Genomic DNA, 24,949 nt, shown 5'->3' with positions numbered 1-24,949 from the left:
CACTGCCCCACCCGGAGGTATCAAGCATGTTCAAGAAGCATCCACGCATCGTGGACCTGAGCGAGACGGAACCCAACCGCAGGCGCGGAGGCGACATCCGGGCCATGCTCACGCCCGCCACCGCGGGGTCCACCAGCGGCTTCATGGGCCTGGCCCTCATCCAGCCCGGCGAGCGCATCGGTGAGCACTACCACCCGTACTCCGAGGAGTTCGTGTACGTCGTCAACGGCGCCCTCGAAGTGGACCTGGACGGCGACTCCTTCGCCCTGCGGCCCGATCAGGGTCTGCTGATCCCGATCAACATGCGGCACCGCTTCCGCAACGTCGGCGACACGGAAGCCCGCATGGTCTTCCACCTGGGCCCGCTCGCTCCGCGTCCGAGCCTCGGCCACGTCGACACGGAGGTGACCGACGACACCGCGCCCGGCCCCGAGTTCGCCACCGCCGGGGCGGACCTGTCCGCGCCGGACCACGGACAGCCGTCCGAGCGAAGTGGGGCCATAAAGTGACCCGGCGGGTGGCCGTCACCGGTATCGGTGTGGTCGCTCCGGGCGGCACCGGGGCGACGGCGTTCTGGGACCTCCTGTCCAACGGCCGCACCGCGACCCGCGGCATCTCGCTGTTCGACCCGGCGGGCCTGCGTTCCCGCATAGCCGCCGAATGCGACTTCGACCCGCTCGCACACGGCCTCGACCCGGAGCTGAGCCGGCACGCCGATCGGTACATCCAGTTCGCCGTGGTCGCGGCCGGGGAAGCCGTCCGCGACTCCGGACTCGACACCGGCAAGGAGGACCCCTGGCGGGTCGCGGTCTCCCTGGGCAGCGCCGTCGGCGGCACCACCCGCCTGGAACACGACTACGTCCAGGTCAGCGAACGGGGCCGGCGGTGGGACGTGGACCACCGCGCGGCCGACCCGCAGCTGCACCTGGCGTTCTCGCCCAGCACGCTGGCCTCGGTCGTCGCCGAGGAGTTCGGTGCCCAGGGACCCGTGCAGACCGTATCCACCGGCTGCACCTCCGGACTCGACGCGGTCGGCTACGCCTTCCACACCATCGAGGAGGGCCGGGCGGACGTCTGCATAGCCGGGGCGTCGGACTCTCCGATATCCCCGATCACCATGGCCTGCTTCGACGCCATCAAGGCCACCTCACCCGACAACGACGACCCCGAGCACGCCTCCCGGCCCTTCGACGTCCACCGCAACGGCTTCGTCATGGGCGAGGGCGGCGCGGTACTGGTCCTGGAGGAGTACGAGCACGCCCGAGCCCGCGGCGCGCACATCTACTGCGAGATAAGCGGCTACGCCACCTACGGCAACGCCTACCACATGACCGGTCTGACCAGCGAGGGGCTGGAGATGGCCCGGGCGATCGACACCACGCTCGACCAGGCACGCCTCGACCCCACCCTGATCGACTACGTCAACGCGCACGGCTCGGGCACCCGACAGAACGACCGGCACGAGACCGCCGCGGTCAAGCGGTCCCTGGGCGAGCACGCCTACAAGACGCCCATGAGCTCCATCAAGTCCATGGTGGGGCACTCGCTGGGCGCGATCGGCGCGATCGAGGTCGTCGCCTGCGTCCTCGCCCTGAAGCACCAAGTGGTGCCGCCCACGGCGAACTACGAAACTCCCGACCCCGAGTGCGACCTGGACTACGTGCCGCGCACCGCACGCCCGCGGAAGCTGAACAACGTGCTCTCCGTGGGCAGCGGATTCGGCGGATTCCAGTCCGCGGTGCTCCTGACCGGGCCGGGTGGGAGGAACCGATGACCACTCAGCGCACTCAGCGCCCCCGGCGCGCGGCCATCACCGGCATCGGTGTGATCGCGCCCAACGGACTGCGCGCCGACGCGTACTGGAAGTCCGTCAGAGAAGGCCTCGTCGTCCTGGACCGGATCACCCGCGAGGGATGCGAGCATTTGCCGCTTCGTATCGCGGGCGAGGTCCGGGCCTTCGACGCCGCGGCCCTCATCGAGGAGCGGTTCCTCGTCCAGACGGACCGCTTCAGCCACTTCGCGATGGCAGCGACCGTGCTCGCCCTCGACGACGCCGGCCTCGGCCACGGTGACCCCGCGGACCCGTACGACATCGGCGTGATCACCGCCGCCGGATCAGGTGGCGGCGAGTTCGGACAGCGCGAGCTCCAGAAGCTGTGGGGCCAGGGATCCCGGTACGTGGGCCCGTACCAGTCCATCGCCTGGTTCTACGCCGCCAGCACCGGCCAGATCTCCATCCGGGGCGGCTTCAAGGGACCGTGTGGCGTGGTCGCGAGCGACGAGGCGGGTGGCCTGGACTCCATCGCGCTCGCCGCCCGGGGTGTACGGCGCGGCACCGGCGCGGTGGTCGTCGGATCCGCGGAGGCCCCCCTCGCCCCGTACTCGATGGTGTGCCAGCTCGGATACCCCGAGATCAGCACCGCCGAGGATCCCGGTCAGGCCTATCGGCCCTTCACCGCGGGAGCCTGCGGCTTCGCTCCCGCGGAGGGGGGAGCCATGCTCGTCGTGGAGGACGAGACCCGCGCCCGTGAGCGCGGGGCGGCCGTCCGGGCCACCGTGGCCGGCCATGGGGCCACGTTCACCGGAGCCTCCCGTTGGGAGCGGTCCAGAGAGGGTCTCGCCCACGCGATCCGTGGCGCCCTCGACGAGGCCGGCTGCGCTCCGGAGGAGATCGACGTCGTGTTCGCCGACGCCCTGGGCGTTCCGGAGGCGGACCGCGCCGAAGCCCTGGCCATTGCCGACGCCCTCGGCAAGCACGGCACCCGGGTCCCCGTCACGGCGCCCAAGACGGGCATCGGACGGGCCTACTGCGGGGCACCCGTGCTGGACACCGCGGCCGCGGTGCTCGCCATGGAGAACGGTCAGGTACCCCCCACCCCCAACGTGTTCGACATCTGCCACGACCTCGACCTGGTGATGTCGAGCGCTCGCCCCGCCGAGCTGCAGACGGCCCTGGTCCTCAGCAGGGGACTGATGGGCTCCAACGCGGCGCTGGTAGTGCGCCGCGGCGGTGACTCCGCCCGATAGGACCGGGCGGGAAGGAGAACAGATCCATGATCACCACCGAAGTGACCCTCATCGAACTGGCCTCGCTGATGAAGAAGGCGGCCGGTGTCTCCGTCGATCCCAAGGACCTCGAGAAGTCGTCGGACTCCCCGTTCGGCACCCTCGGCCTCGACTCCCTCGGCCTGCTCGGCATCGTCGGTGAGCTGGAGAACCGGTACAGCCACCCGCTGCCCCCCGACGCCGAGCGCTGCAAGACCCCCCGTGAGTTCCTCGACCTCGTCAACAACACCCTCAAGTCTGGAGCCTGAAGTGGCAGGACACACCGAGAACAGCATCACCATCGACGCCCCTCTCGACCTCGTCTGGGACATGACCAACGACATCGAGAACTGGCCTCAGCTCTTCAGCGAGTACGCGTCCCTGGAGGTGCTCTCCCGCGACGGCGACACGACGAAGTTCCGCCTGACCATGCACCCGGACGAGAACGGCAAGGTCTGGAGCTGGGTCTCGGAGCGGACCGTGGACCGTGTCAGGCGGACGGTCCGCGCCCGCCGCGTCGAGACGGGCCCCTTCGACCACATGAACATCCGGTGGGAGTACGAGGAGACCCCCGAGGGCACCCACATGCACTGGGTGCAGGATTTCGCGATGAAGCCCGAGGCCCCGGTCGACGACGCCTGGATGACGGACAACATCAACCGCAACTCCCGCGTCCAGATGGAGCTCATCCGGGACCGGATCGAGAAGGTCGCCCGCGACCGTCAGAACGCGCCGTTGCCCGGCTGACAGCCGGAGCTCAGGAAGGACATCCGATGCACCACGCCCTCATCGTCGCGCGCATGGCGCCCGACTCGGCCCCGGCGATCGCCGATGTGTTCGCCGCCTCCGACCGCGGTGAACTGCCGCACCTGATCGGCGTCAAGCGGCGCAGCCTCTTCCAGTTCGGTGATGTGTACATGCACCTCATCGAAGCCGACAAGGACCCGGCGCCCGCCATCGCGAAGGTGGTCGGGCACCCCGAGTTCCGGAGCGTCAGCGAGCAGCTGTCGGCGTACGTCAGCGCGTACGACCCGCAGACGTGGCGCAGCCCCAAGGACGCCATGGCCCAGTGCTTCTACCGCTGGGAGCGGGACGCCATCTCCTGAGGCGAACGCCCGGACACAACCCGAGGCCGCCGACCCCGCGATGGACGCGGAGCCGGCGGCCTCGGGTTTTTCCCGGTGCGCCGGAAAGGCCGGATCAGCTGGGGATCGTGCACTCGAAGGCGTGCAGATACGCGTTGACCGGACGGAACTCGTTGATGACGAGCCCCGCGTCCGTCAGCCGGTCGACCATGCTCTGCCGGGTGTGCTTCGCACCGCCGACATTGAGGAGCAGCAGCAGGTCCATGGCCGTGGTGAACCGCATCGACGGGGTGTCGTCCACGAGGTTCTCGATGACGACGACGCGGGCACCGGGCCGCGCCGCCTTGCGGATGTTGGCCAGCGCCCTGCGGGTGCTGTCGTCGTCCCACTCCAGGATGTTCTTGATGATGTACAGGTCCGCCTGGACCGGGATGTCCTCACGGCAGTCCCCGGCCACGACGCGCACCCGCTCGGCCAGCGAACCGCCGCCGTGCAGCCGGGGATCGGCGTTCTGCACCACTCCCGGCAGGTCGAGCAGCGTGCCGTGCATCCCGGGGTGCTTCTCCAGCAGGCTGACCAGGACCTGGCCCTGACCGCCGCCGATGTCCGCGACCGAGGACACGCCTCGCAGATCGAGCAGGTTCGCCACGTCCCGCGCCGACTGCTCGCTGGACGTCGTCATGGCCCGGTTGAACACGTACGCCGATTCCGGAGCCTCTTCGTTGAGGTAGTCGAAGAACTCCCGCTCGTACACGTCCTCGAAGACGTTGCGGCCGGAGCGCACCGCCTCGTCGAGCTTCGGCCAGACGTTCCACGTCCACGGCTCGGTGCACCACAGGGCGATGTAGCGGAGGCTGTGCGGGTCGTCCTCGCGCAGCAGCCGGGACATCTCCGTGTGCGCGAAGGTGCCGTCCGGGAGTTCGGTGAAGACCCCCTGGCAGGACAGCGCGCGCAGCAGCCGCCGCAGGGTCTTCGGCTGGGCCTTCACCGTCGCCGCCAGGTCCTCCACGCGCGTGGGCGTGTCGCCCAGGGCGTCCGCCACGCCCAGGCGGGCGGCCGCGCGTACGGCGGCGGCGCACGCGGCTCCGAAGGCGAGCTCCCGCAGCCGCATGGACGGTGGCGGGGGAGCCGGATCGACCGTGGTCGGGGGAGCCGGATCAACAGTGGTCATGGTGGTGCCTCGCTTCTGGGGTCGTGCTGGTGGGGGGAGGGGGGTCAGCACAGTCCGGCGGGCTCGGAGTGTGCGCAGGTGTTGTCGTGGAAGGTGTTGCCCTTGCCCTTGACGCGGTCGCGGTTGGCGAGGTCGGCCTTGCCGTTGCGCTGCACGACGTTGTCGCGGATCTCGTTGTCCTTGTTGACGGCTCCCACGAAGCTCTTGTAGAGCACGATGCCGCCGGACAGCGGGGAGGTGCCCACGTTGTCCTCGACCCTGTTCTCCGCCACCAGTGTCTTCTCGGCGCCGGTGAGGACGATCCCGGAGCCCTGCAGGAAGGGCAGACGGGGGGTCTTGGGGCAGTACTTGTTGTTGGCGTGGACGTAGTTGCGGACCACGCTCAGCGCCCCGACGCGCGGCTTGTTCTCGTCGCCCACGACGAACACCGCGGCGCAGTTGCCGGTCGCCTCGTTGTGATCGACGGTCAGGTTCCGCAGCCGTCGGACCGTGACGCCGATCCGGTTGCCGGCCAGACGGTTGTGACTGACGACCGTCCCCAGGGTGTCCCGGGCGCCCTCCTCGGTGCTGACCGTGTTGGACAGGAACAGTCCGGCGTCGCCGTTGTTCTGGGCGACGTTGTTGCGGAACACCCCGCGCACGGAGCGCTCCTGGGCGATGCCCCACTGGCCGTTCTTCTCGGCGACCACTCCCTGGACCGTCAGCCGGTCGGTGCCCGACGCCCACAGCCCCTGCTTGGCGAAGCCTCTGAGGGTCAGTGAGCTGACGGTGACGCCCTTGACGCGCTTGCTGTCCGTTCCGGTGACACAGATGCCGTTGCCGGCCTTGGCGCAGCTGCTTGCGGAGGCCTTGCCCGGCACGATGACGGTGGAACGGGCACTGGAGCCGCGCAGCGTCAGGTTCGCCACCGTGACGCGGACGCTCTCGTGGTACGTGCCGGGGGAGAGGAGGACGGTGTCCCCCGGGTGTGCGGAATTCACGGCCTTCTGGATCGACTCGCCGGGGTGGACCCGGTGCACCGAACGGTGGTCGGCGGACGGGGCGGCACCCAGCACCGACGCCGTGACGGCCGCGGTGCAGGCGAGGTAGGCCATTTGTCGTTTCGTCATAGGCCGAAGCTAAGAGCGGGTGTTCCGGCCCGCCACCGGTGATCACCCAGGTGGACCGCCGATGTCACCTGCCTGCGCGCGTAAGGGTGAGCCGTCGCAGGCAGCGGCGTCGGCGGACACGCGACCGCCCCGGCCGGAGAACCCGGCCGGGGCGGTGCGGTGGTGACGCGTGGGCGCCGACGGTGTGTCAGGCGAGGGTCGCGAGCGTCGCGTTCCAGGTGGCCGAGGGGCGCATGACGGTCGCGGCCTTGGCCGGGTCGGGCTGGTAGTAGCCGCCGATGTCGGCGGGCTTGCCCTGGACCGCGAGCAGCTCGTCGACGATCGTCCGCTCCTGCGCGGTCAGCGTCTCGGCGAGCGGGGCGAACGCCTTGGCGAGGTCCGCGTCGTCGGTCTGCTTGGCCAACTCCTGCGCCCAGTACAGGCCCAGGTAGAAGTGGCTGCCGCGGTTGTCGATGCCGCCGACGCGACGGGTCGGCGACTTGTCCTCGTTGAGGAAGGTCGCCGTCGCGCGGTCGAGGGTGTCGGCGAGCACCTGGGCGCGCGCGTTGCCCGTGCTCTGCGCGAGGTGCTCGAAGCTGGCCGCGAGGGCGAAGAACTCGCCCAGGCTGTCCCAGCGCAGGTAGTTCTCCTTGACCAGCTGCTGGACGTGCTTCGGGGCGGAGCCGCCGGCACCCGTCTCGAAGAGGCCGCCACCCGCCATCAGCGGAACGACGGAGAGCATCTTGGCGCTGGTGCCCAGCTCCAGGATCGGGAACAGGTCGGTCAGGTAGTCACGCAGGACGTTGCCGGTGACCGAGATGGTGTTCAGGCCCTTGCGGATGCGCTCCAGGGAGAACTTCGTCGCCTCGACCGGGGACAGGATCTTGATGTCCAGGCCCTCGGTGTCGTGCTCCGGCAGGTACGCCTTGACCTTCTCGATCAGCTGCGTGTCGTGGGCGCGGGTCTCGTCCAGCCAGAACACCGCCGGGTCGCCGGTGGCGCGGGCGCGGGTGACGGCCAGCTTCACCCAGTCCTTGATCGGGTCGTCCTTGGTCTGGCAGGCGCGGAAGATGTCGCCCGCGCCGACGGCCTGCTCCAGGACCACGTTGCCGGCCTGGTCGACGAGGCGGACCGTGCCGGTGGTGGGGATCTCGAAGGTCTTGTCGTGGCTGCCGTACTCCTCGGCCTTCTGCGCCATGAGACCGACGTTCGGCACCGAGCCCATGGTGGACGGGTCGAAGGCGCCGTGGGCGCGGCAGTCGTCGAGGACGACCTGGTAGACGCCGGAGTAGCTGCTGTCCGGGAGGACGGCGAGGGTGTCGGCCTCCTGGCCGTCCGGACCCCACATGTGGCCGGAGGTGCGGATCATCGCCGGCATGGAGGCGTCGACGATCACGTCGGAGGGGACGTGCAGGTTGGTGATGCCCTTGTCCGAGTCGACCATCGCGAGGGCCGGGCCCTCGGCGAGCTCGGCGTCGAAGGACGCCTTGATCTCGGCGCCCTCGGGCAGCGCCTCCAGGCCCTTGAAGATGCCGCCCAGACCGTCGTTCGGGGTCAGACCGGCGGCGGCGAACGTCTCGCCGTACTTCGCGAACGTCTTGGGGAAGAAGGCGCGCACGACGTGGCCGAAGACGATCGGGTCGGAGACCTTCATCATCGTGGCCTTGAGGTGCACGGAGAACAGCACGTCCTCGGCCTTGGCGCGGGCGATCTGCGCCGTGAGGAACTCGCGCAGCGGCGCGACGTGCATGACGGACGCGTCGACGACCTCGCCCGCGAGGACGGGTACGGACTCGCGCAGCACGGTGGTGGAGCCGTCGTCGCCCGCCAGCTCGATGCGGAGCGAGCCCGCCTCGGAGATCACCGTGGACTTCTCGGTGGAGCGGAAGTCGTCGGCGCCCATGGTGGCGACGTTGGTCTTGGACTCGGGGGTCCAGGCGCCCATGCGGTGCGGGTGGGTCTTGGCGTAGTTCTTGACCGACGCGGGGGCCCGGCGGTCGGAGTTGCCCTCGCGCAGGACCGGGTTCACGGCGGAGCCCTTGACCTTGTCGTAACGGGCGCGGATGTCGCGCTCCTCGTCCGACTTCGGGTCGTCCGGGTAGGCCGGGAGCGCGTAGCCCTGCTCCTGGAGCTCGGCGATCGCGGCCTTCAGCTGCGGGATCGAGGCCGAGACGTTCGGCAGCTTGATGATGTTGGCCTCGGGCGTCTTGGCCAGGTCACCGAGCTCGGCGAGGGCGTCGGGAACGCGCTGACCCTCCTCGAGGAACTCGGGGAAGAGCGCGAGGATGCGCCCGGCCAGCGAGATGTCACGGGTCTCCACAGTGACACCCGCCTGCGAGGCGTACGCCTGGACCACCGGCAGGAACGAATACGTCGCCAGGGCCGGGGCCTCGTCAGTGTGCGTGTAAATGATGGTCGAGTCAGTCACCGGGTGCTCCGCTCCACGTCTGCAACATTGCTCGACATCAAGATATCTCGTGAGCGACCCCGACTCGACAGGGGTCCGCCCGCCATCGTCGTGAACAAGAGGTGGCGCGCCGCAGGCACCCGCCTCGACGCCCTCGCACTCCTGCCGGACGAACGCCCACCTGGACCGGCCCGTCCTTCCGAACGACCGCGAATCATGGGATATCGCACGAGAGTGACGGCCTCCGCGGCCGCGTCGGTCGACGTCACCGCGATCCGCACATGGGTGAAAAGTTGCGGGTCGCCCCGGCGCGCCCGCTGCCGGAGCACGCCCGGGTGACCGTCCGTGTCGAGTGCTCCGCCGAGTGTCACCGGGGCTCCTCCGTGAGCACCGAGGACCACATCGCCTCAGCCTCCGAGGTCTCGGGGCAGGGCTACCTCCCCGACGTGGCCTCGCGCTGGTGCGGTATGCCCGCCTCCAGCAGCTCCGCCCCGCCCGGCTGCAGCGCCACCGTCCGCGTGGGCGCCGGAATCCGGATGCCCTCGTCCCGGTACCGCTTGTGCAGGCGCTTGATGAACTCGTGCTTGATCCGGTACTGGTCGCTGAACTCGCCGACACCGAGGATGACGCTGAAGCTGATGCGGGAGTCGCCGAAGGTGTGGAAGCGGACGGCGGGCTCGTGGTCCGGGACGGCGCCGGTGATCTCGGTCATCGTCTCGGCGACGACCTCGGTGGTCACGCGCTCGACATGGTCCAGGTCGCTGTCGTAGCCGACACCGACCTGGACGATGAGGGTCATCTGCTGCTCGGGGCGGTTGAAGTTGGTCATGTTGGTGCCCGCGAGCTGGGCGTTGGGGATGATGACCAGGTTGTTGGAGAGCTGACGGACCGTCGTGTTGCGCCAGTTGATGTCCACGACGTAGCCCTCCTCACCGCTGCTGAGGCGGATGTAGTCGCCGGGCTGGACCGTCTTCGAGGCGAGGATGTGGACGCCCGCGAAGAGGTTGGCGAGGGTGTCCTGAAGCGCGAGCGCCACCGCGAGACCGCCCACACCCAGGGCCGTGAGCAGCGGGGCTATGGAGATGCCCAGCGTCTGCAGCATGACGAGGAAGCCCATCGCCAGCACCACGACCCGGGTGATGTTGACGAAGATGGTGGCCGAGCCCGCGACACCCGAGCGGGACTGGGCCAGCGACCGCACGAGACCGGTGATGACCCGGGCCGCGGTCAGGGTCGCGACGAAGATGAGGACGACGGTCAGGACCTTGTTGACGTTGCGTCCGACCGGAGCCGTGAGCGGAAGTACCGCGCCCGCCGCCGAGACACCCGCGGCGATCGCTCCCCAGGGGACGAGCGTACGCAGCGCGTCGACGATGAAGTCGTCACCGCTCCACCGGGTGCGCGAGGCGTGCTTGCCGAGCCAGCGCAGCAGTATGCGCGACAGGAACGCGGCCAGCAGACCCGCCACCACGGGAATCCCGGCCATCATCAGGTCGTCCAGCGTGAGGGAGTGTTTCACCGGCCGCCTCCCGTGTGACGGAGAGGAAGGCCCGCGGGCCGGATGTGCTGTGTCGTCACTTGCCACCTGCTCGAATCCGGGAATGCACGATCACGCCCGGACGCGTGTTCGTCGTCCGGGGCGACCTCTCATCCTGCCGTACTCACGGGTACGTCCGTTACCGGGCCCACACGCTTCCGGCACACCCGCAGACCGTTCCTGCCGACCGCGCCTGCCGGCCACACCTGTCGGTCCGTCACCAGGGTCTCGGCCGGGGCCGATCCGGTCGAGAGCGCTCCGATCGAGCCGAGGGGCCGCGGCACGGTACGGGACCCGGCCCGCTACCTCGCCGTGAACGAGCCGTGCCGCCCGGCTCCCGACGCGAAGCGGGCGGCGCCCTCCATGCCCTCGGCCAACACATCCATGCCGTAACGGAGTTCGACGCGCATGGCCGCCTCCTCGACCAGGCCCTCCTGGTCGAGGACCGACGCGCGGTCGCTGCGCAGGCAGGACTGGGGGAAGTCGGCGATGGCCGCGGCGAGTTCCTCGGCCTCGGCCCGGGCGCGGCCGGTCGGGACGAGCCGGTTGGCGAGACCCATCTCGTACGCCTCGGCGGCCGGGACCGCGCGGCCGGTGAGGATCATGTCCATCGCACGGCTTGCGCCGATGAGGCGGGGGAGTCGTACGGTGCCGCCGTCGATGAGCGGGACGCCCCAGCGGCGGCAGAAGACGCCGAAGACGGCGTCCTGCTCCGCGACCCGCAGATCGCACCAGAGCGCCAGTTCCAGACCGCCCGCCACGGCATGCCCCGCGACCGCCGCGATGACCGGCTTGGACAGCCGCAGCCGGGTGGGACCCATGGGCCCGTCACCGTCCTCCGCGACCCGGTTGCCGTACTCGGTGCCGATCGCCTTGAGGTCCGCGCCGGCGCAGAACGTGCCGCCCTCGCCCCAGAGCACCGCCACCCGGGCCGTCTCGTCCGCCTCGAACTCCCGGAAGGCTTCGGCGAGTTCGGCGGCCGTCGGTCCGTCCACGGCGTTGCGGGCGGCGGGGCGGGAGAGGACGACCGTGGTGACGTACCCCTGGCGTTCGATCCGGACCGACATCGTGCTGTCCCCTTCTCCCGGCCATGTACGCCTTCGCCTGAGCGGCGTACGGGGAGGTTACTCCGGAGCTTCCTGCGGCGCGGATCCATGGCGCGGATCCGTGGCGCTCAGATCACCTTCAGACGGACCAGCGCCCCCAGCGTCAGCGCCCCGGGCAGCAGCGGCACCCACACCGTGATGATCCGGTAGGCCAGCACGACCGCCGTCACCACGGCCACCGGGCCGCCCGCCGCGACCAGCGCGACGATCAGCGCCGCCTCCACCGAACCGATGCCGCCCGGCGTGGGCACCATCGCGACGGCCGCCGTCGCCGCCAGATACGCGAGAGCCATGTGCAGGGGCGGCACCGCCAGGTTCATCGCCTGACCCACCGCGGTCAGCCCGGCGGCCTGCAGCAGCGGGAAGGCGAGCGATCCGCCCCACAAAGCGAGCGCGCGCGCCGGACGGGTGTGCACGGAGCGGGCCTCGCCGAGCGCGGTGCGCAGGAACGACAACACGGCCCCGCGCAGCCGTCGCACGAGAAGAAGCGTGGCCACCGTGGCCAGCAGGACCACTCCCGTGGCGAGCAGCAAGGGGCCGATCGCGCCCGAGGGGAGGAGGGATCCGATGTGCAGGGCTCCCGGGAACGCGATGAGCAGGCCCACCAGGAGGGTCAGCCGGGCGATCGACTCCGCGAGCATGTAGAGCGCGAGCGCGGCGGAGGAGCGGGCGAGCGGGACGCCACACACGGTCATGAAGCGCAGATTGACCGCGCCGGCGCCGAGACCGGTCGGCAGCAGGTGGTTGGCCGCACCCGCGGCGAACTGCGTCGCGAGCAGGCGACGCGCGGGCAGTCGCTGCATGACCGCGCCCTGCCGGGCGGAGGCCGCGGCGACCCAGGTCAGGCAGGTCGCGACGGCGGCCGCCAGCAGCCAGGGCCACTCGGCCGAGCGCAGATGGCCGAAGCCCTCCATGAGGACGGACCGATGCCGCACCGCGACCACCAGGACGAGGGCGAGCGGGATCACGCACAGGACCGACCTGAGCGGGAAGCGTCGGGATCCTTGGGGGAATCCCTGGGGAAGCTTCTGGGGAAGTCGAACCGCTGTCACATCGGGAGAGGTTCTCCACGCCGCGCCAACGGGGGGTTGCGGGCGCGCGTCCGGCGGACGACGTGCCGGGCAAGGTGCGGGAGGTGTCGTCGCCGTCGTGGGTGCCGTCATGAATTCCTAACCGTGTTCTTCACCGTGTTCTTGACTGTGTTCTTCGTGGACTTCGTCCGGGAATCATTGACCTCAACGATGCTTGAGGTCCTACGGTCACTCCCATGAGCATGGAGAGCACAGCCTGGACCCAGCTGTACAGCGTCATGAACGCGCAGCAGGAGCGCCGTCCCTTCGCCCGCGCGACCCTGCGTCGCATCGCCGCCTTCGCCCGTCCGCATCGCCGCCGTATCGGCCAGTTCGTGGTGCTCAGCGTGCTGACCGCGCTGCTGGCCGTCGCGACGCCGGTGCTCGCGGGGCGCGTCGTGGACGCCATCGTGTCCGGCGGCGACGAAGGCACCGTCATCCGCCTTGCCGTGCTCATCGCACTCATCGCGCTCGCCGAGGCGGCGCTCGGGCTCCTCGGCCGCTGGCTGTCGGCGACGCTCGGCGAGGGGCTCATCCTCGATCTGCGGACGGCTGTGTTCGATCATGTGCAGCGCATGCCGGTCGCGTTCTTCACACGTACCCGTACGGGCGCGCTGGTCAGTCGACTCAACAACGACGTGATCGGCGCCCAGCGAGCCTTCAGCAACACGCTGTCCGGAGTCGTCAGCAATCTCGTCACGCTGCTGCTCACCCTCGCCGTCATGCTCACCCTGTCCTGGCAGATCACTCTGCTCGCGCTGGTGCTGCTGCCGGTGTTCGTGGTGCCCGCGCGGCGGACCGGCAGCCGGATGGCACGCCTGCAACGGGAGGCGGCGAACCTGAACGCGTCGATGGGCACCCGGATGACCGAGCGGTTCTCCGCGCCCGGCGCCACGCTGATCAAGCTCTTCGGACGGCCCGAGGACGAGTCCGCGGAGTTCGCGGCGCGGGCCCGGCGGGTGCGGGACATCGGGGTGCGTACGGCGATGGCGCAGTCGGCCTTCATCACGGCCCTCACGCTGGTCTCCGCCCTGGCCCTCGCGCTCGTGTACGGGCTCGGCGGCTGGTTCGCGCTGCGCGGCAGCCTGGAGCCGGGCGCCGTCGTCTCGCTGGCGCTGCTGCTGACCCGCCTGTACGCGCCGCTCACCTCGCTCGCCGGGGCGCGCGTCGAGGTCATGAGCGCCCTGGTGAGCTTCGAGCGCGTCTTCGAGGTGCTCGACCTCAAGCCGCTCATCGAGGAGAAACCGGACGCCCGTACGGTCCCGGAAGGCCCGGCGGCCGTGGAGTTCCAGGACGTCCGCTTCGCCTACCCCTCCGCCGACAAGGTCTCCCTCGCCTCCCTCGAGGAGGTCGCCGCCCTCGACACCCGGGGCGGCGCCGAGGTCCTGCACGGCGTGTCCTTCCGCGCCGAGCCCGGCCAGACCGTCGCCCTCGTCGGCTCCTCCGGCGCCGGCAAGTCGACCATCGCCCAACTGCTGCCGCGCCTGTACGACACCGACGAGGGCACCGTCCGCATCGGCGGCGTCGACGTCCGGGACCTGAGCGCCGAGTCGATGCGCGAGACCCTCGGCATGGTCACCCAGGACGGTCACCTCTTCCACGACTCGGTACGCGCCAACCTGCTCCTGGCCCGCCCCTCCGCGACGGAGGACGACCTGTGGGACGTACTGCGCAGGTCCCGCCTCGAAGACCTCGTACGCTCCCTGCCCGACGGCCTCGACACCGTGGTCGGCGAGCGCGGCTACCGGCTGTCCGGCGGCGAGCGCCAGCGCATGACCATCGCCCGGCTGCTGCTCGCCCGCCAGCGTGTCGTCATCCTCGACGAGGCCACCGCCCATCTGGACAACACCTCGGAGGCTGCTGTCCAGGAGGCGCTCACCGAGGCGTTGGAAGGGCGCACGGCCGTGGTGATCGCGCACCGGCTGTCCACCGTGCGGACCGCCGACGTGATCCTCGTCGTGGAGGCCGGACGGATCGTGGAGCGGGGCACGCACGAGGAGTTGCTCACGGCGGATGGCCGGTACGCGGAGCTGTACCGGACTCAGTTCAAGAAGGACCGCGACGTCACGAAGGACCGGGAGATCAGCAAGGACCGGGAAGTCGGCAAGGACCGGGACGGCGTGGCGGAGGTCGCCGTCGCGGCGGAGGCGATCCCGTAGGACCGTCGGCCGACGCTCCGTCCCGCCGTCCCGCCGTCCCGCCGGATCTCCGGATCACCGGATCCGGCGGGACGGAAGTGAGGTGTCGTCAGTCGGCCGTCGACGGGGTGAGGGGTACGGATTCTGGTACGGCGGGGGCGGGTGCGGGGCCGAGCCGGTCGCCCTCGATGTCGAGGGCGGGAAGGCGCCGCTCCAGCCACTTCGGCAGCCACCAGGCCGCGTGCCGGGTCCGTGTGAGTGCGAAGGCGATCTGTTTGAGCATCCAGGAACTGCGACAGCCCGATCACGACGGCGGCGAAGGGGATCAGCGCCGAGTTGAGTTTCGCGGCGACGTCGACGCTCACGGGGGTGCTGCCGGTGACCTGGACGGTGGCGCCCGTGTCGCGCAGGATCGCCGCCCGGTCGTCGCGGATGGTGTTGACCAGCGTCTAGGTCGCCGGGTCGCTGGGCGCGCTGTCCGGTATCACCTGGATGAGCGCGGTGCGGGTGGCCGGGTTGGCCACGGGTTTGCCGACGGCTGCTCTCTCACGTGCCCCAGAGCGTGACGTACACCGGGGGCCGGAACCGGGAGGGTGGGACGCCGGTGCCGGGCGCGCGCATGATGCGGGTCGCTGCGGGCGTGTGCAGGAAGTGCAGGAACGCGGCGGTGGCCGGGGAACGATGTTCGGGCTGCAGTACGGTGGCGTGCCACGTGGCGTCCGACGGCGTGGCAGGAGTCTCGAGTATGCGCAGCTCGTCACGCCGGATGCGGGGCGACACCAGGTGAGCCAACGCCGGTGCCACCCCCGCGCCCTCGGCGGCGGCCGCCCAGGTCGCGGCCTGGTTGGGGAACACCCGCACGTGTCCTTCGACCACGCCGAGCCGACGCAGCAGTCGCCCGGAGTCCGCGTCCGGATCGGTCCCGGAGGAATCGACCAGCCACGACCACTGCGGCGGCGGACCGGGCGGCCGCGGCGACCCGGCGCCGATCACCACGACCAACCGGGTGCGGAACAGCGGCTCGCTGACCAGTTCGCCCCTTCGGGCGGCGCCAAGACACGGCCCGAGCGCGACGTCGGCCAGCCGGTTCTCCACCAGCACGCGTATCTCGTTGCCGGCGGCCACCCCGAACGAGGTCTCGGTCCTGCGCCCCGAGCGACAGGCGAAGGCCTCCACGAGCGACGGGAGCACGAACTCGGCCAGCGCGCTCGTGGCGACGACCCGCAGTTCGTCGGGCGCGCCCCGGGCCGCCCGTACCGCAGCCTCGGCTTCAGCGCTCAGTGCGACCATCCGCGACGCGACCGGCAGCAGCCGCGCCCCGGCGGGTGTCAGACGCATCCCACCACCGCCGGTGCGCCGGATGAGCGGATCGCCGAAGTGGGCGCGCAGCGCGGCGAGCGCCTGTGACACCGCGGACTCGCTCACGTTCAGAGTCCGCGCCGCGGCGCCCACCGAACCGAGCCGGGCAACCAGCACGAAGGTGCTGAGCTGCGTAACGGTCACTATCCGATTTTCTCGCATTTAGGGTGATAAGTGAATGCTTATACAGCCATTGCGCGACCGGTGTGGAAGGGCGCAGCATCGATGCAGCGACGGGCACAGCGTGTGAGGAGGGCCCGATGCAGGTACCAGCTGCCTTCCAGTACGAGACGGCCACCAGCCTCGAGCAGGCGATCGAGCTGCTCACACGGTACGGCCCCGAGGCCCGGGTGGTGGCGGGCGGACACAGCCTGCTGCCGATGATGAAGTTGCGGCTGGCCCAGCCCGAAGCCCTGATCGACATCAACGGCCTCGGCGAGCTGGCGTTGATCCGGGTGGACGGGCACGACCTGGCCGTCGGAGCGATGGTCCGCCACGCGGAGCTGCTCGCCTCACCGGTCGTCGGTGAGCACTTCCCCATCCTGCGGGACGCGGAACGGGTCATCGCCGATCCGCTCGTACGCAACCGCGGCACCGTGGGCGGCTCGCTGTGCCAGGCCGATCCCTCGGAGGACCTGTCCGCGGCGTTCTCGGCACTGCGGGCGACCCTGGTCGCCCAGGGCCCGGGAGGCAGGCGCACCATCGGGATCAGGGAGTTCTTCCGCGGGCCGTACGAGACCGCGCTGAACGAAGCGGAGCTCTTGGTGGAGGTCCGCGTGCCCATCCGTTCGCACGCCAGCGCCTACCGCAAGGTCGAGCGCCGGGTCGGCGACTGGGCGGTCGTCGCCGCGGGAGCGGTGCTGGAGATCGCCGGAGGGGTCATCACCGAGGCCGGGATCGGGCTGACCGCGGTGGGTGCCCCACAGTTCGTGGCCGAGCAGGCCGAGGACTTCCTGCGCGGTGGACGGCCGGACGACGAGGGCTTCGCCGAGGCGGGCCGGATCGCCTCGCGGGAGTGCAGACCGACGGCCGACCAGCGCGGCCCGGTCGACTACAAGCGGCATCTGGCCGGGGTGCTCACCACGCGGGCGCTGCGCGCCGCCGCCGCACGTGCCCAGGGGCAGGAGGCGTGACATGCGGATCACCGTGACCGTGAACGGCGAGCAGCACACGAGGGACGTGGAACCCAGACTGCTGCTCGTGCACTTCCTGCGCGACGAACTCGGACTCACCGGAACCCACTGGGGCTGCGACACCTCCAACTGCGGGGTGTGCGCCGTCTGGCTGGACGGGACGCCGGTCAAGTCCTGCACCGTGCTCGCGGTGATGGCCGACGGCCATGAGGTGCGGACCGTGGAAGGCCTGGCGCACGGGGCCGAACTCGACCCGGTGCAGCAGGGATTCGTCGCCTGCCACGGGCTGCAGTGCGGTTTCTGCACGCCGGGAATGATGATGACCGCCCGCTGGCTGCTCGACCACAACGCGGATCCGTCCGAGGAGGACATCCGCGAGGCCATCTCCGGACAGATGTGCCGATGCACCGGTTACGAGAACATCGTGCGCTCCATCCGCTGGGCCGCCGAGCACGGCGGTGGGGCGCGGACCGCGGACGCGGCCGCGGACACCGAGTCGGCGCCCGGCCGCGAGGAGGTGCGGGCATGACGACCACCGAGGAACGGCCGGTCGGCTTCGGACGGATGACCCGCAAGGAGGACGCGCGGTTCGTCCGCGGCCACGGGACCTACGTCGACGATGTCCGGCTGCCCGGGATGCTGTACGGCGCGATCCTGCGCAGCCCGCTGGCGCATGCCCGGATCGTGTCCGTCGACACCAGCGCCGCCGAGGCACACCCGAAGGTCAAGGCCGTGATCACCGGGGAGACCCTGGCCGGACTCGGGCTGGCCTGGATGCCCACGCTCTCGTACGACACCCAGGCGGTGCTCGCCACCGACAAGGTGCGCTTCCAGGGCCAGGAGGTCGCCTTCGTCGTCGCCGAGGACCGCTACGCCGCCCGGGACGCCCTCGAACTGATCGACGTGGAGTACGAACCGCTCCCGCCGGTCGTCGATGCCCTCCGGGCGCTCGACCCGGACGCGCCGGTGATCCGCGACGACAAGGAACATCAGAGCGACAACCACATCTTCGACTGGTCGGCGGGTGACAAGGAGCGCACCGACGAGGTCTTCGCGGCCGCCGACGTCGTGGTGGAGCAGGACATGCTGTACCCGCGGGTGCACCCGGCGCCGCTGGAGACCTGCGGCACCGTGGCGGACATGGACGCCATCACCGGGAAGCTGACCGTGTGGTCCACCACCCAGGCCCCGCACGCCCACCGCACGATCTACGCGATGGTGGCCGGCATCCCGGAGCACAAGATCCGGATCATCTCCCCGGACATCGGGGGCGGCTTCGGCAACAAGGTCGGCATCTACCCCGGTTACGTGTGCGCGGTCGTCGGCTCGATCGTCACCGGCAAGCCGGTCAAATGGGTGGAGGACCGCTCGGAGAACCTCATGAGCACCTCCTTCGCCCGCGATTACCACATGCACGGCGAGATCGCGGCGACGAAGGAGGGCAAGATCCTGGGCCTGCGCGTCCGTGTGATCGCCGATCACGGCGCGTTCAACGCCACCGCACAGCCGACGCAGTTCCCCGCCGGCTTCTTCGGCGTCTTCACCGGCTCGTACGACCTGGCCGCCGCTCACTGCACCGTGACCGGCGTCTACACCGACAAGGCCCCCGGCGGCGTCGCCTACGCCTGCTCGTTCCGTGTCACCGAGGCCGTGTACCTGGTCGAGCGGATGGTCGACGTGCTCGCGGACAAGCTCGGCACGGACCCGGCCGAGCTGAGGATGCGCAACCTGCTGCGGCCCGGGCAGTTCCCGTACAAGACGCAGACGGGGTGGGAGTACGACTCCGGCGACTACCCGCGCGCCCTGCGGCTGGCCATGGACATCGCGCACTACGAGGACCTGCGCCGGGAGCAGGCCGAAAAACGCGAGCGCGGCGAGCTCATGGGCATCGGGGTCAGCTTCTTCACCGAGGCCGTCGGCGCGGGCCCGCGCAAGCACATGGACATCCTCGGTCTTGGCATGGCCGACGGCGCCGAACTGCGCGTTCACCCGACCGGCAAGGCCGTCCTGCGGATCTCCGTACAGACCCAGGGGCAGGGCCACGAGACGACCTTCGCGCAGATCGTCGCCGAGGAACTGGGCATCCCGCCCGACGACGTCGAGGTGGTGCACGGCGACACCGACCAGACCCCGTTCGGGCTCGGCACCTACGGATCCCGCTCGACACCGGTGTCCGGAGCAGCGGCCGCGATCGTCGCCCGCAAGGTGCGTGAACGCGCGAAGATCGTCGCCTCCGCGATGCTCGAAGTGGGTCCGGACGACCTGGAATGGGAGAAGGGCCGCTGGTTCGTCACGGGCGACCCCGACCAGGGCAGGACCATGACCGAGATCGCGCTCGCCGCGCACTCCAACCTGGAACTCCCGGAGGGCGTCGAGGGCCACTTGGACGCGACCTGTGTCTACAACCCGCCGAACCTCACCTTCCCCTTCGGTGCGTACATTTGCGTCACCGACGTGGACGCGGACACCGGCCAGGTGAAGGTCCGCCGGTTCATCGCCGTGGACGACTGCGGCAACCGGATCAACCCCATGATCGTCGAGGGGCAGGTGCACGGCGGACTCGCCGACGGCGTCGGCATGGCGCTGATGCAGGTGATCGCCTTCGACGAGGACGGCAACTGCCTCGGCGGGTCGTTCATGGACTATCTCCTGCCCACCTCGGTCGAGTGCCCGTCCTGGGAGCTCGGCGAGACCGTCACCCCCTCCCCGCACCACCCCATCGGAGCCAAGGGCGTCGGCGAGTCCGCCACGGTGGGCTCGCCCGCCGCGGTGGTCAACGCCGTGGTCGACGCGCTGAAGCCGCTCGGCGTACGCCATGTCGACATGCCGCTGACGCCCGCCGCCGTGTGGCGGGCCACGCAGGGTCGGCCGCTGCGCACCGACCTGGCGATCACCTGAGGCCCACGCGATGACGAACACCGAACTGCTGACCCGCGCGGACGTGCTCCGGCACGGCCGGACCCCGTTCGTCCTGGCCACTGTCGTCCATGCGGAACGGCCCACGAGTGCCAAGCCCGGGGACAGCGCGTTGGTACTGCCCGACGGCACCGTCGAGGGCTTCGTGGGCGGCACATGCGCCGAGACGACGGTGCAACTGCAGGGCCTGCGGGTGCTGGAGACCGGCGAATCGCTGCTGCTGAGGATCACGCCCGCCCCGGACAGCGGGGCCGACGGCGCGCAGGAGCCGGGCGAAGGCCTGGTCACGGTGGCCAATCCCTGCCTGTCGGGCGGGACGCTCGACATCTTCCTGGAGGCCAACCTCCCGCCGGCGCTGGCGTACGTCTACGGACACGCCCCCATCGCCCGGGCTCTGCTCGACGTCGGTCGTGTGCTCGGCATCGACGCCCGGCCGGCCTCGCCCGGGGAGCCGCTGCCGCCCGATCTGGACCTCGTCGTCATCGCCACGCACGGCCGCGACGAGGAGACCGTACTGATCGAGGCCGCACGCGCCGGGATCCCGTACATCGGGCTGGTGGCCAGTCCGAAGCGCGGCGCGGCGGTGCTCACCGGGCTGGGGCTCACCGAGGAACAACGCACGCGCGTCCACACCCCGGCCGGCCTGGACATCGGCGCACGGACCCCGGCGGAGATCGCACTGTCGGTGTACGCCGAGATCATCGCCTTGCGGCCGCAGGCGGCGCGAGCCGCGCGCCACGGAGCCGACTCCGCCGCACCCCAGGCCGTGGCCGAGGGCATGGATCCCGTGTGCGGCATGACCGTGGTGATCACGCCCGCCACCCTCTCACTGGACCGGGCCGGCAGCCCGGTGTACTTCTGCGGGCCAGGGTGCCAGCACGCCTTCGCCGACGACCCCTCCCGGTACGCGCATGCCTGACCTCGACCCCCTCGTACCCGATGTCCCCGCCCTGCGCGCGCGTCTGGACACGGTCGGCTACCTGGCCGACGACGCCCTGGCCACGGCGCTGCTGCTGGCCGTGCGCATGCGGCAGCCGATCCTGCTGGAGGGCGAGCCCGGCGTCGGCAAGACCGAGGCGGCCCGTGCCCTCGCCGCCGTGCTCGACACGCCGCTGATCCGGCTGCAGTGCTACGAGGGACTGTCCTCGGCCGAGGCACTCTACGAGTGGAACTATCCACGGCAACTGCTGGCCATCCGGCTGGCCGAGTCCCGCGGGGAGCCCCTGCGGGACGCCGACCTGTTCTCCGAGGACTACCTGCTGCCACGGCCGCTGCTCGCCGCGATCTGCCACCCGGGACCACGGCCGGCGGTGCTGCTCATCGACGAAGTGGACCGCGCCGACGACGAGTTCGAGGCGTTCCTGCTGGAACTGCTCGCCGATGCCGCGGTCACCATCCCCGAGCTCGGCACCCGGACGGCCGCGGTACCGCCGGTGGCCGTACTGACCTCCAACCGCACCCGGGATCTGCACGACGCGCTCAAACGGCGCTGCCTCTATCACTGGATCGACTACCCGGACACCGCACGGGTCGCCGCGATCATCCGCAGACGGGTGCCGGAGTCGGCCGAGTGGCTGGCCGCGCGCGTGGCGATCGGGGTGGCGCGCCTGCGCGCTCGGCAGGAACTCACCAAGCCGCCCGGCATCGCCGAAGCGATCGACTGGGCGGGCGCGCTGCACACGCTGGGGCTCTCCGTGCTCGACGCCGACGCCGCCGACCGGACGCTGGGGGCGGTACTCAAGTACGCCGAGGACCTGGAGGCCGTGCGCCGGGCGGGCCTGGCGGAGCTGATCGACGCGGAGGCCGGCTCCGATGCCTGACCTGCCGGAGCTGGCAGCCTCGTTCACCGCCGCCCTGCACGACGCTGGGATCGCGGTGGGCCCCGACCGCACCCGGAGCTTCGCCCGGGCGCTCACCCTGCTGGCACCGTCGACGACGCGCGAGCTGCGGCACTGCGCGCTCGCCACCCTGGTGTCCGACCCGGAGCAGATCGAGCCGTTCGACGCGGTCTTCCGCGAGGTCTTCGGCGGCCCGGCCGACCGCGGAGCACAGCGCGGGCAACCCGGCGACCCGCCCCGAACGCTCCCGAACACCGTTCCCGGCCGCGTCCCCGGCATCCGGAGGGACACCGCCGACGGACGAGACCGGGATGCCGACGCACCGCCGCGGAAGGCTCCCGTACCTGTCGCCGCCAGTCCGCTCGACCGTCTCGCGGGCCGCGACTTCGCGGACCTGTCCGCCGAGGAACTGGCGCGGCTCTCCGAGGTGATGCGCACCCTCGTGCTTCGCACCCCGACCCGGCCGTCCCGCCGGCGCCGCACCGCGCACCACGGTGCGCGCATCGACGTGCGCCGCACCCTCTCCGTCAGCCGGCGCACCGGCGGATACCCGCTGCGGCTACGCCGCTTCGTGCCCCGCGCCCGCCCCCGCGACCTCATCGTGCTCTGCGACATCTCCGGATCGATGGAGCCCTATGCCCGCGCGATGCTCCAACTGCTCTACTGTGCCGCCCGCGCCGCCCACGCCGAGGTCTTCACCTTCGCCACCCGGCTCACACGCCTCACGCCCGTTCTCCGGCGGGCCGGGCCGGACGACGCCCTGGCGCGGGCCGGACAGGTGGCCCCGGACTGGTCCGGGGGCACCCGGATAGCGGACTGCCTGGCGGAGTTCAACGAGCGGTTCGGCCGACGCGGCATGGCGCACGGCGCCGTGGTCGCCATCATCTCCGACGGCTGGGACACCGGAGCGCCCGCCGACCTCGCCACCCAGATGGCACGGCTGTCCCGGGTCGCCCACCGCGTCGTATGGGTCAACCCGCGCACGGCAAGCCCGCGCTACCGTCCGCTCGTGGGCGGCATGGCTGCGGCACTGCCCTACTGCGACGCCGTCGTCAGCGCCCACAACCTCGCGGCCCTGGGCGACTTCACCGCCGTTCTGTCCACCCCGCGCCGCCGCCGATGACCCTGCCCGTACCCTGGTTCCGCCTGTCGACCCCGAGGGCGGAGCGGAGCAGTAATCGGTCGGTGTCGATGCCTGAACAGCAGGCGGCAAATCAGTGGGAAGCCAGCCGTTGTAGAGTGAAAACCGCCCTTGACCTGCACAAGCAGGCAGGGAGCCGAACAGCAGGAGCACCCAAATGCTGCGTACTCTATTCAAGTCCAAGATCCACCGTGCCACCGTCACCCAGGCCGACCTGCACTACGTCGGATCCGTCACGATCGACGCCGATCTGCTCGACGCCGCGGATCTGCTGCCGGGTGAACTCGTGCACATCGTCGACATCACCAACGGCGCCCGCCTGGAGACGTACGTCATCGAGGGCGAGCGCGGTTCCGGGGTCGTCGGGATCAACGGGGCGGCGGCCCATCTCGTACATCCCGGAGATCTGGTGATCATCATCAGTTACGCTCAGGTCTCCGACGCCGAGGCGCGGGCACTGCGGCCGAGGGTCGTGCACGTGGACCACGACAACCGGATCGTGGCCCTCGGCGCCGATCCGTCCGAACCGGTGCCGGGCTCGGACCAGGAGCGCAGCCCGCAGGCGGTCACCGTCTGAACCCCGGGTCCGGGGCAGCGGCTGAGCAAGCAGACGACCCGAGGACGCGAGGAGTTGCCCATGAGCGACATGGAGATCCGCGACGACCGTGCGGGCGGCCGCCTCGAGGCGATCGCCGGGGGCGAAGTGGTCGGCCACATCGAGTACTTCGTCCTCGAGGCCCCCGCGCGCGCCCTCGTCCCCGTGCACACCATCGTGGAACCCGAGCACGAGGGGAAGGGCATCGCGGGCTCCCTCGCCCGTGAGCTGTACGGCATCGCCGCGCGCGAGGGCATCGTGGTCGCGCCCCTGTGCCCGTACGTCGTGAAGTGGGCGGCGCGCCACCCCGAGGAGGCTCCGGCGGCCGACCCGGAGTTGCTCGGGGCGGCGGTGGAGTGGCTCGAGACGCACCCCGGGCGCTTCTGATGAACCGATCGGGTCCGCTCGCCCTGCTGCACACCTCACCCCTGCACATCCCCGTCTTCGACGCACTGCGCGACGAGGACCACGAGGGGCTGGAACTGCGGCACATGGTGGACGAGGAACTGTTGGCCCGGGCCCGGCGCGAGGGCCCGGCCGCGGTGGCCGGCGAGGTGCGGGCGGCACTCGACCGGGCCGTCGCCGACGGGGCGCGTGCCGTCCTGTGCACCTGCTCGACCATCGGCGCCGTCGCCGAGGAGGCGGGCGCCGGGGTACCCGTGCTCCGGGTGGACCGTCCGATGGCCGCCGCCGCGGTCGCCGCGGGCCCCCGTGTGGTGGTCGTCGCGACGTCGGAGAGCACCTTGGAGCCGACGGTCGCCCTCGTCGAGGAGGAGGCCCGCGCCGCCGGGCGCTCCGTACAGGTCCGAACGCTGCTGGTCGACGGGGCCTGGGCCCGTTTCGAGGCGGGCGACATCGACGGGTACGTCCGCAGCGTGGCGGCGGCCGCCGACTCGGTCACCGACGCCGACGCGATCGTCCTCGCCCAGGCGTCCATGACCCCGGCCCAGCGGCTGACCACGACCGCGGTCCCGGTACTGTCCAGCCCCCGCCCGGGGCTCGCGGCCGGCGCGGACGCGGTGCACCACGCGTAGACGCTCCGCGGGTGGATGCGTCATGGGCGGGCGCGCCGATCGGTGGTCGTGCCATCGGTGGACCGGCCGGATCCGTCTGGTCCAACTGGTCCGCACGCCCTGCGCGACGGGGTGACTGGGGGAGCGGTGGACGGGTACGCGTGGGACAAGTCCAGGGCCGACGTATCGACTGGCTGGAGGACACCATGACGCATCCGAACCCCGATCCGGTGCAGCCGGGTCCCACGCCGGGGCCGGGCCCCGACCGCCCACAGCCCTTCCCGGACCCGCACCCCTTCCCGGACCC

The 24,949-nt window shown here is 70.9% G+C and carries 24 protein-coding genes; 16 read left to right on the top strand and 8 right to left on the bottom strand.

Going from position 1 to position 24,949, the window contains the following annotated elements; all coding sequences use genetic code 11:
• Window positions 1-26: 26 nt before the first annotated feature.
• The 6 genes from AQJ27_RS02740 to AQJ27_RS02715 are packed head-to-tail and all read left to right on the top strand — an operon-like array spanning window position 27 to window position 4,151.
• Window positions 27-509, top strand: coding sequence for a cupin domain-containing protein (locus AQJ27_RS02740; protein WP_054232643.1), 483 nt, complete (start codon window positions 27-29; stop codon window positions 507-509).
• Window positions 506-1,774, top strand: coding sequence for a beta-ketoacyl-[acyl-carrier-protein] synthase family protein (locus AQJ27_RS02735; RefSeq protein ID WP_067361023.1), 1,269 nt, complete (start codon window positions 506-508; stop codon window positions 1,772-1,774). Before AQJ27_RS02740 ends, AQJ27_RS02735 begins: the two co-directional genes overlap by 4 nt.
• Window positions 1,771-3,027, top strand: a complete 1,257-nt coding sequence (locus AQJ27_RS02730) for a ketosynthase chain-length factor (RefSeq protein ID WP_067361020.1) — start codon at window positions 1,771-1,773, stop codon at window positions 3,025-3,027. Before AQJ27_RS02735 ends, AQJ27_RS02730 begins: the two co-directional genes overlap by 4 nt.
• Window positions 3,028-3,053: 26 nt before the next feature.
• Window positions 3,054-3,314, top strand: a complete 261-nt coding sequence (locus tag AQJ27_RS02725) for a phosphopantetheine-binding protein (protein WP_067361017.1) — start codon at window positions 3,054-3,056, stop codon at window positions 3,312-3,314.
• A gap of 1 nt (window position 3,315) precedes the next feature.
• A complete protein-coding gene (locus AQJ27_RS02720) occupies window positions 3,316-3,792 on the top strand; it encodes an SRPBCC family protein (protein WP_067361014.1) in 477 nt (158 codons plus the stop codon).
• A 26-nt stretch (window positions 3,793-3,818) separates the two neighbouring features.
• Complete coding sequence (locus AQJ27_RS02715) at window positions 3,819-4,151, top strand: TcmI family type II polyketide cyclase (protein ID WP_067361010.1); 333 nt, start codon at window positions 3,819-3,821, stop codon at window positions 4,149-4,151.
• A 94-nt stretch (window positions 4,152-4,245) separates the two neighbouring features.
• Here AQJ27_RS02715 and AQJ27_RS02710 read toward each other — a convergent pair whose 3' ends face one another.
• From AQJ27_RS02710 to AQJ27_RS02685, 6 genes are all read right to left on the bottom strand, one after another.
• The gene (locus tag AQJ27_RS02710) at window positions 4,246-5,301 is read right to left on the bottom strand and encodes a methyltransferase (protein ID WP_067361007.1); all 1,056 of its coding nucleotides are present in this window, start codon (window positions 5,299-5,301) and stop codon (window positions 4,246-4,248) included.
• A 44-nt stretch (window positions 5,302-5,345) separates the two neighbouring features.
• Complete coding sequence (locus AQJ27_RS02705) at window positions 5,346-6,410, bottom strand: right-handed parallel beta-helix repeat-containing protein (RefSeq protein WP_067361004.1); 1,065 nt, start codon at window positions 6,408-6,410, stop codon at window positions 5,346-5,348.
• Between the two features lie 187 nt (window positions 6,411-6,597).
• Window positions 6,598-8,817 carry an NADP-dependent isocitrate dehydrogenase gene (locus AQJ27_RS02700; protein ID WP_067361001.1) on the bottom strand — a complete coding sequence of 740 codons (2,220 nt, stop codon included), beginning with the start codon at window positions 8,815-8,817 and terminating at the stop codon, window positions 6,598-6,600.
• A 412-nt stretch (window positions 8,818-9,229) separates the two neighbouring features.
• Window positions 9,230-10,315 carry a mechanosensitive ion channel family protein gene (locus AQJ27_RS02695; RefSeq protein ID WP_096239653.1) on the bottom strand — a complete coding sequence of 362 codons (1,086 nt, stop codon included), beginning with the start codon at window positions 10,313-10,315 and terminating at the stop codon, window positions 9,230-9,232.
• A gap of 320 nt (window positions 10,316-10,635) precedes the next feature.
• Window positions 10,636-11,400 (bottom strand): crotonase/enoyl-CoA hydratase family protein, encoded by a 765-nt coding sequence (locus AQJ27_RS02690; RefSeq protein ID WP_067360998.1) that lies wholly within the window; start codon window positions 11,398-11,400, stop codon window positions 10,636-10,638.
• Between the two features lie 107 nt (window positions 11,401-11,507).
• Complete coding sequence (locus AQJ27_RS02685; RefSeq protein WP_235613407.1) at window positions 11,508-12,491, bottom strand: lysylphosphatidylglycerol synthase transmembrane domain-containing protein; 984 nt, start codon at window positions 12,489-12,491, stop codon at window positions 11,508-11,510.
• A 221-nt stretch (window positions 12,492-12,712) separates the two neighbouring features.
• Between AQJ27_RS02685 and AQJ27_RS02680 the strand changes: the two genes are divergently transcribed.
• Entirely contained in the window at window positions 12,713-14,668 is a 1,956-nt protein-coding gene (locus tag AQJ27_RS02680; protein ID WP_235613442.1) for an ABC transporter ATP-binding protein, read from the top strand.
• Window positions 14,669-14,756: 88 nt separating this feature from the next.
• On the opposite strand, the gene AQJ27_RS56255 is transcribed toward AQJ27_RS02680, so the two are convergent.
• A complete protein-coding gene (locus AQJ27_RS56255; RefSeq protein WP_159064315.1) occupies window positions 14,757-14,930 on the bottom strand; it encodes a hypothetical protein in 174 nt (57 codons plus the stop codon).
• Window positions 14,931-15,193: 263 nt separating this feature from the next.
• Window positions 15,194-16,150, bottom strand: coding sequence for a LysR family transcriptional regulator (locus AQJ27_RS02675; RefSeq protein ID WP_067360992.1), 957 nt, complete (start codon window positions 16,148-16,150; stop codon window positions 15,194-15,196).
• Window positions 16,151-16,266: 116 nt separating this feature from the next.
• Between AQJ27_RS02675 and AQJ27_RS02670 the strand changes: the two genes are divergently transcribed.
• The 9 genes from AQJ27_RS02670 to AQJ27_RS02630 all read left to right on the top strand — a co-directional run bounded on the left by AQJ27_RS02670 (window position 16,267) and on the right by AQJ27_RS02630 (window position 24,663).
• Complete coding sequence (locus AQJ27_RS02670; protein ID WP_067360989.1) at window positions 16,267-17,139, top strand: FAD binding domain-containing protein; 873 nt, start codon at window positions 16,267-16,269, stop codon at window positions 17,137-17,139.
• 1 nt (window position 17,140) lies between these two features.
• Window positions 17,141-17,668 (top strand): (2Fe-2S)-binding protein, encoded by a 528-nt coding sequence (locus AQJ27_RS02665; protein ID WP_067360987.1) that lies wholly within the window; start codon window positions 17,141-17,143, stop codon window positions 17,666-17,668.
• On the top strand, window positions 17,665-20,037 hold the full coding sequence (locus AQJ27_RS02660; RefSeq protein WP_067360983.1) for an aerobic carbon-monoxide dehydrogenase large subunit: 2,373 nt from the start codon (window positions 17,665-17,667) through the stop codon (window positions 20,035-20,037). The genes AQJ27_RS02665 and AQJ27_RS02660 overlap by 4 nt, the downstream gene beginning before the upstream one ends.
• Before the next feature lie 10 nt (window positions 20,038-20,047).
• Window positions 20,048-20,974 carry an XdhC family protein gene (locus AQJ27_RS02655; RefSeq protein ID WP_067360980.1) on the top strand — a complete coding sequence of 309 codons (927 nt, stop codon included), beginning with the start codon at window positions 20,048-20,050 and terminating at the stop codon, window positions 20,972-20,974.
• Window positions 20,967-21,875 (top strand): AAA family ATPase, encoded by a 909-nt coding sequence (locus AQJ27_RS02650; protein WP_067360973.1) that lies wholly within the window; start codon window positions 20,967-20,969, stop codon window positions 21,873-21,875. The genes AQJ27_RS02655 and AQJ27_RS02650 overlap by 8 nt, the downstream gene beginning before the upstream one ends.
• The gene (locus AQJ27_RS02645) at window positions 21,868-23,016 is read left to right on the top strand and encodes a vWA domain-containing protein (RefSeq protein ID WP_067360970.1); all 1,149 of its coding nucleotides are present in this window, start codon (window positions 21,868-21,870) and stop codon (window positions 23,014-23,016) included. The genes AQJ27_RS02650 and AQJ27_RS02645 overlap by 8 nt, the downstream gene beginning before the upstream one ends.
• A 175-nt stretch (window positions 23,017-23,191) precedes the next feature.
• Window positions 23,192-23,611 carry an aspartate 1-decarboxylase gene (panD, locus tag AQJ27_RS02640; protein WP_067360967.1) on the top strand — a complete coding sequence of 140 codons (420 nt, stop codon included), beginning with the start codon at window positions 23,192-23,194 and terminating at the stop codon, window positions 23,609-23,611.
• 60 nt (window positions 23,612-23,671) lie between these two features.
• The gene (locus AQJ27_RS02635; RefSeq protein WP_067360963.1) at window positions 23,672-24,016 is read left to right on the top strand and encodes a GNAT family N-acetyltransferase; all 345 of its coding nucleotides are present in this window, start codon (window positions 23,672-23,674) and stop codon (window positions 24,014-24,016) included.
• Window positions 24,016-24,663, top strand: a complete 648-nt coding sequence (locus tag AQJ27_RS02630; RefSeq protein WP_096239655.1) for an aspartate/glutamate racemase family protein — start codon at window positions 24,016-24,018, stop codon at window positions 24,661-24,663. Before AQJ27_RS02635 ends, AQJ27_RS02630 begins: the two co-directional genes overlap by 1 nt.
• Window positions 24,664-24,949: the final 286 nt, after the last annotated feature.

It is taken from the genome of Streptomyces olivochromogenes, from assembly GCF_001514115.1.
Lineage (GTDB): Bacteria > Actinomycetota > Actinomycetes > Streptomycetales > Streptomycetaceae > Streptomyces > Streptomyces olivochromogenes.
Note: the sequence above shows the minus strand (reverse complement) of the source record. Positions and strands in the feature narration are given on the sequence as shown.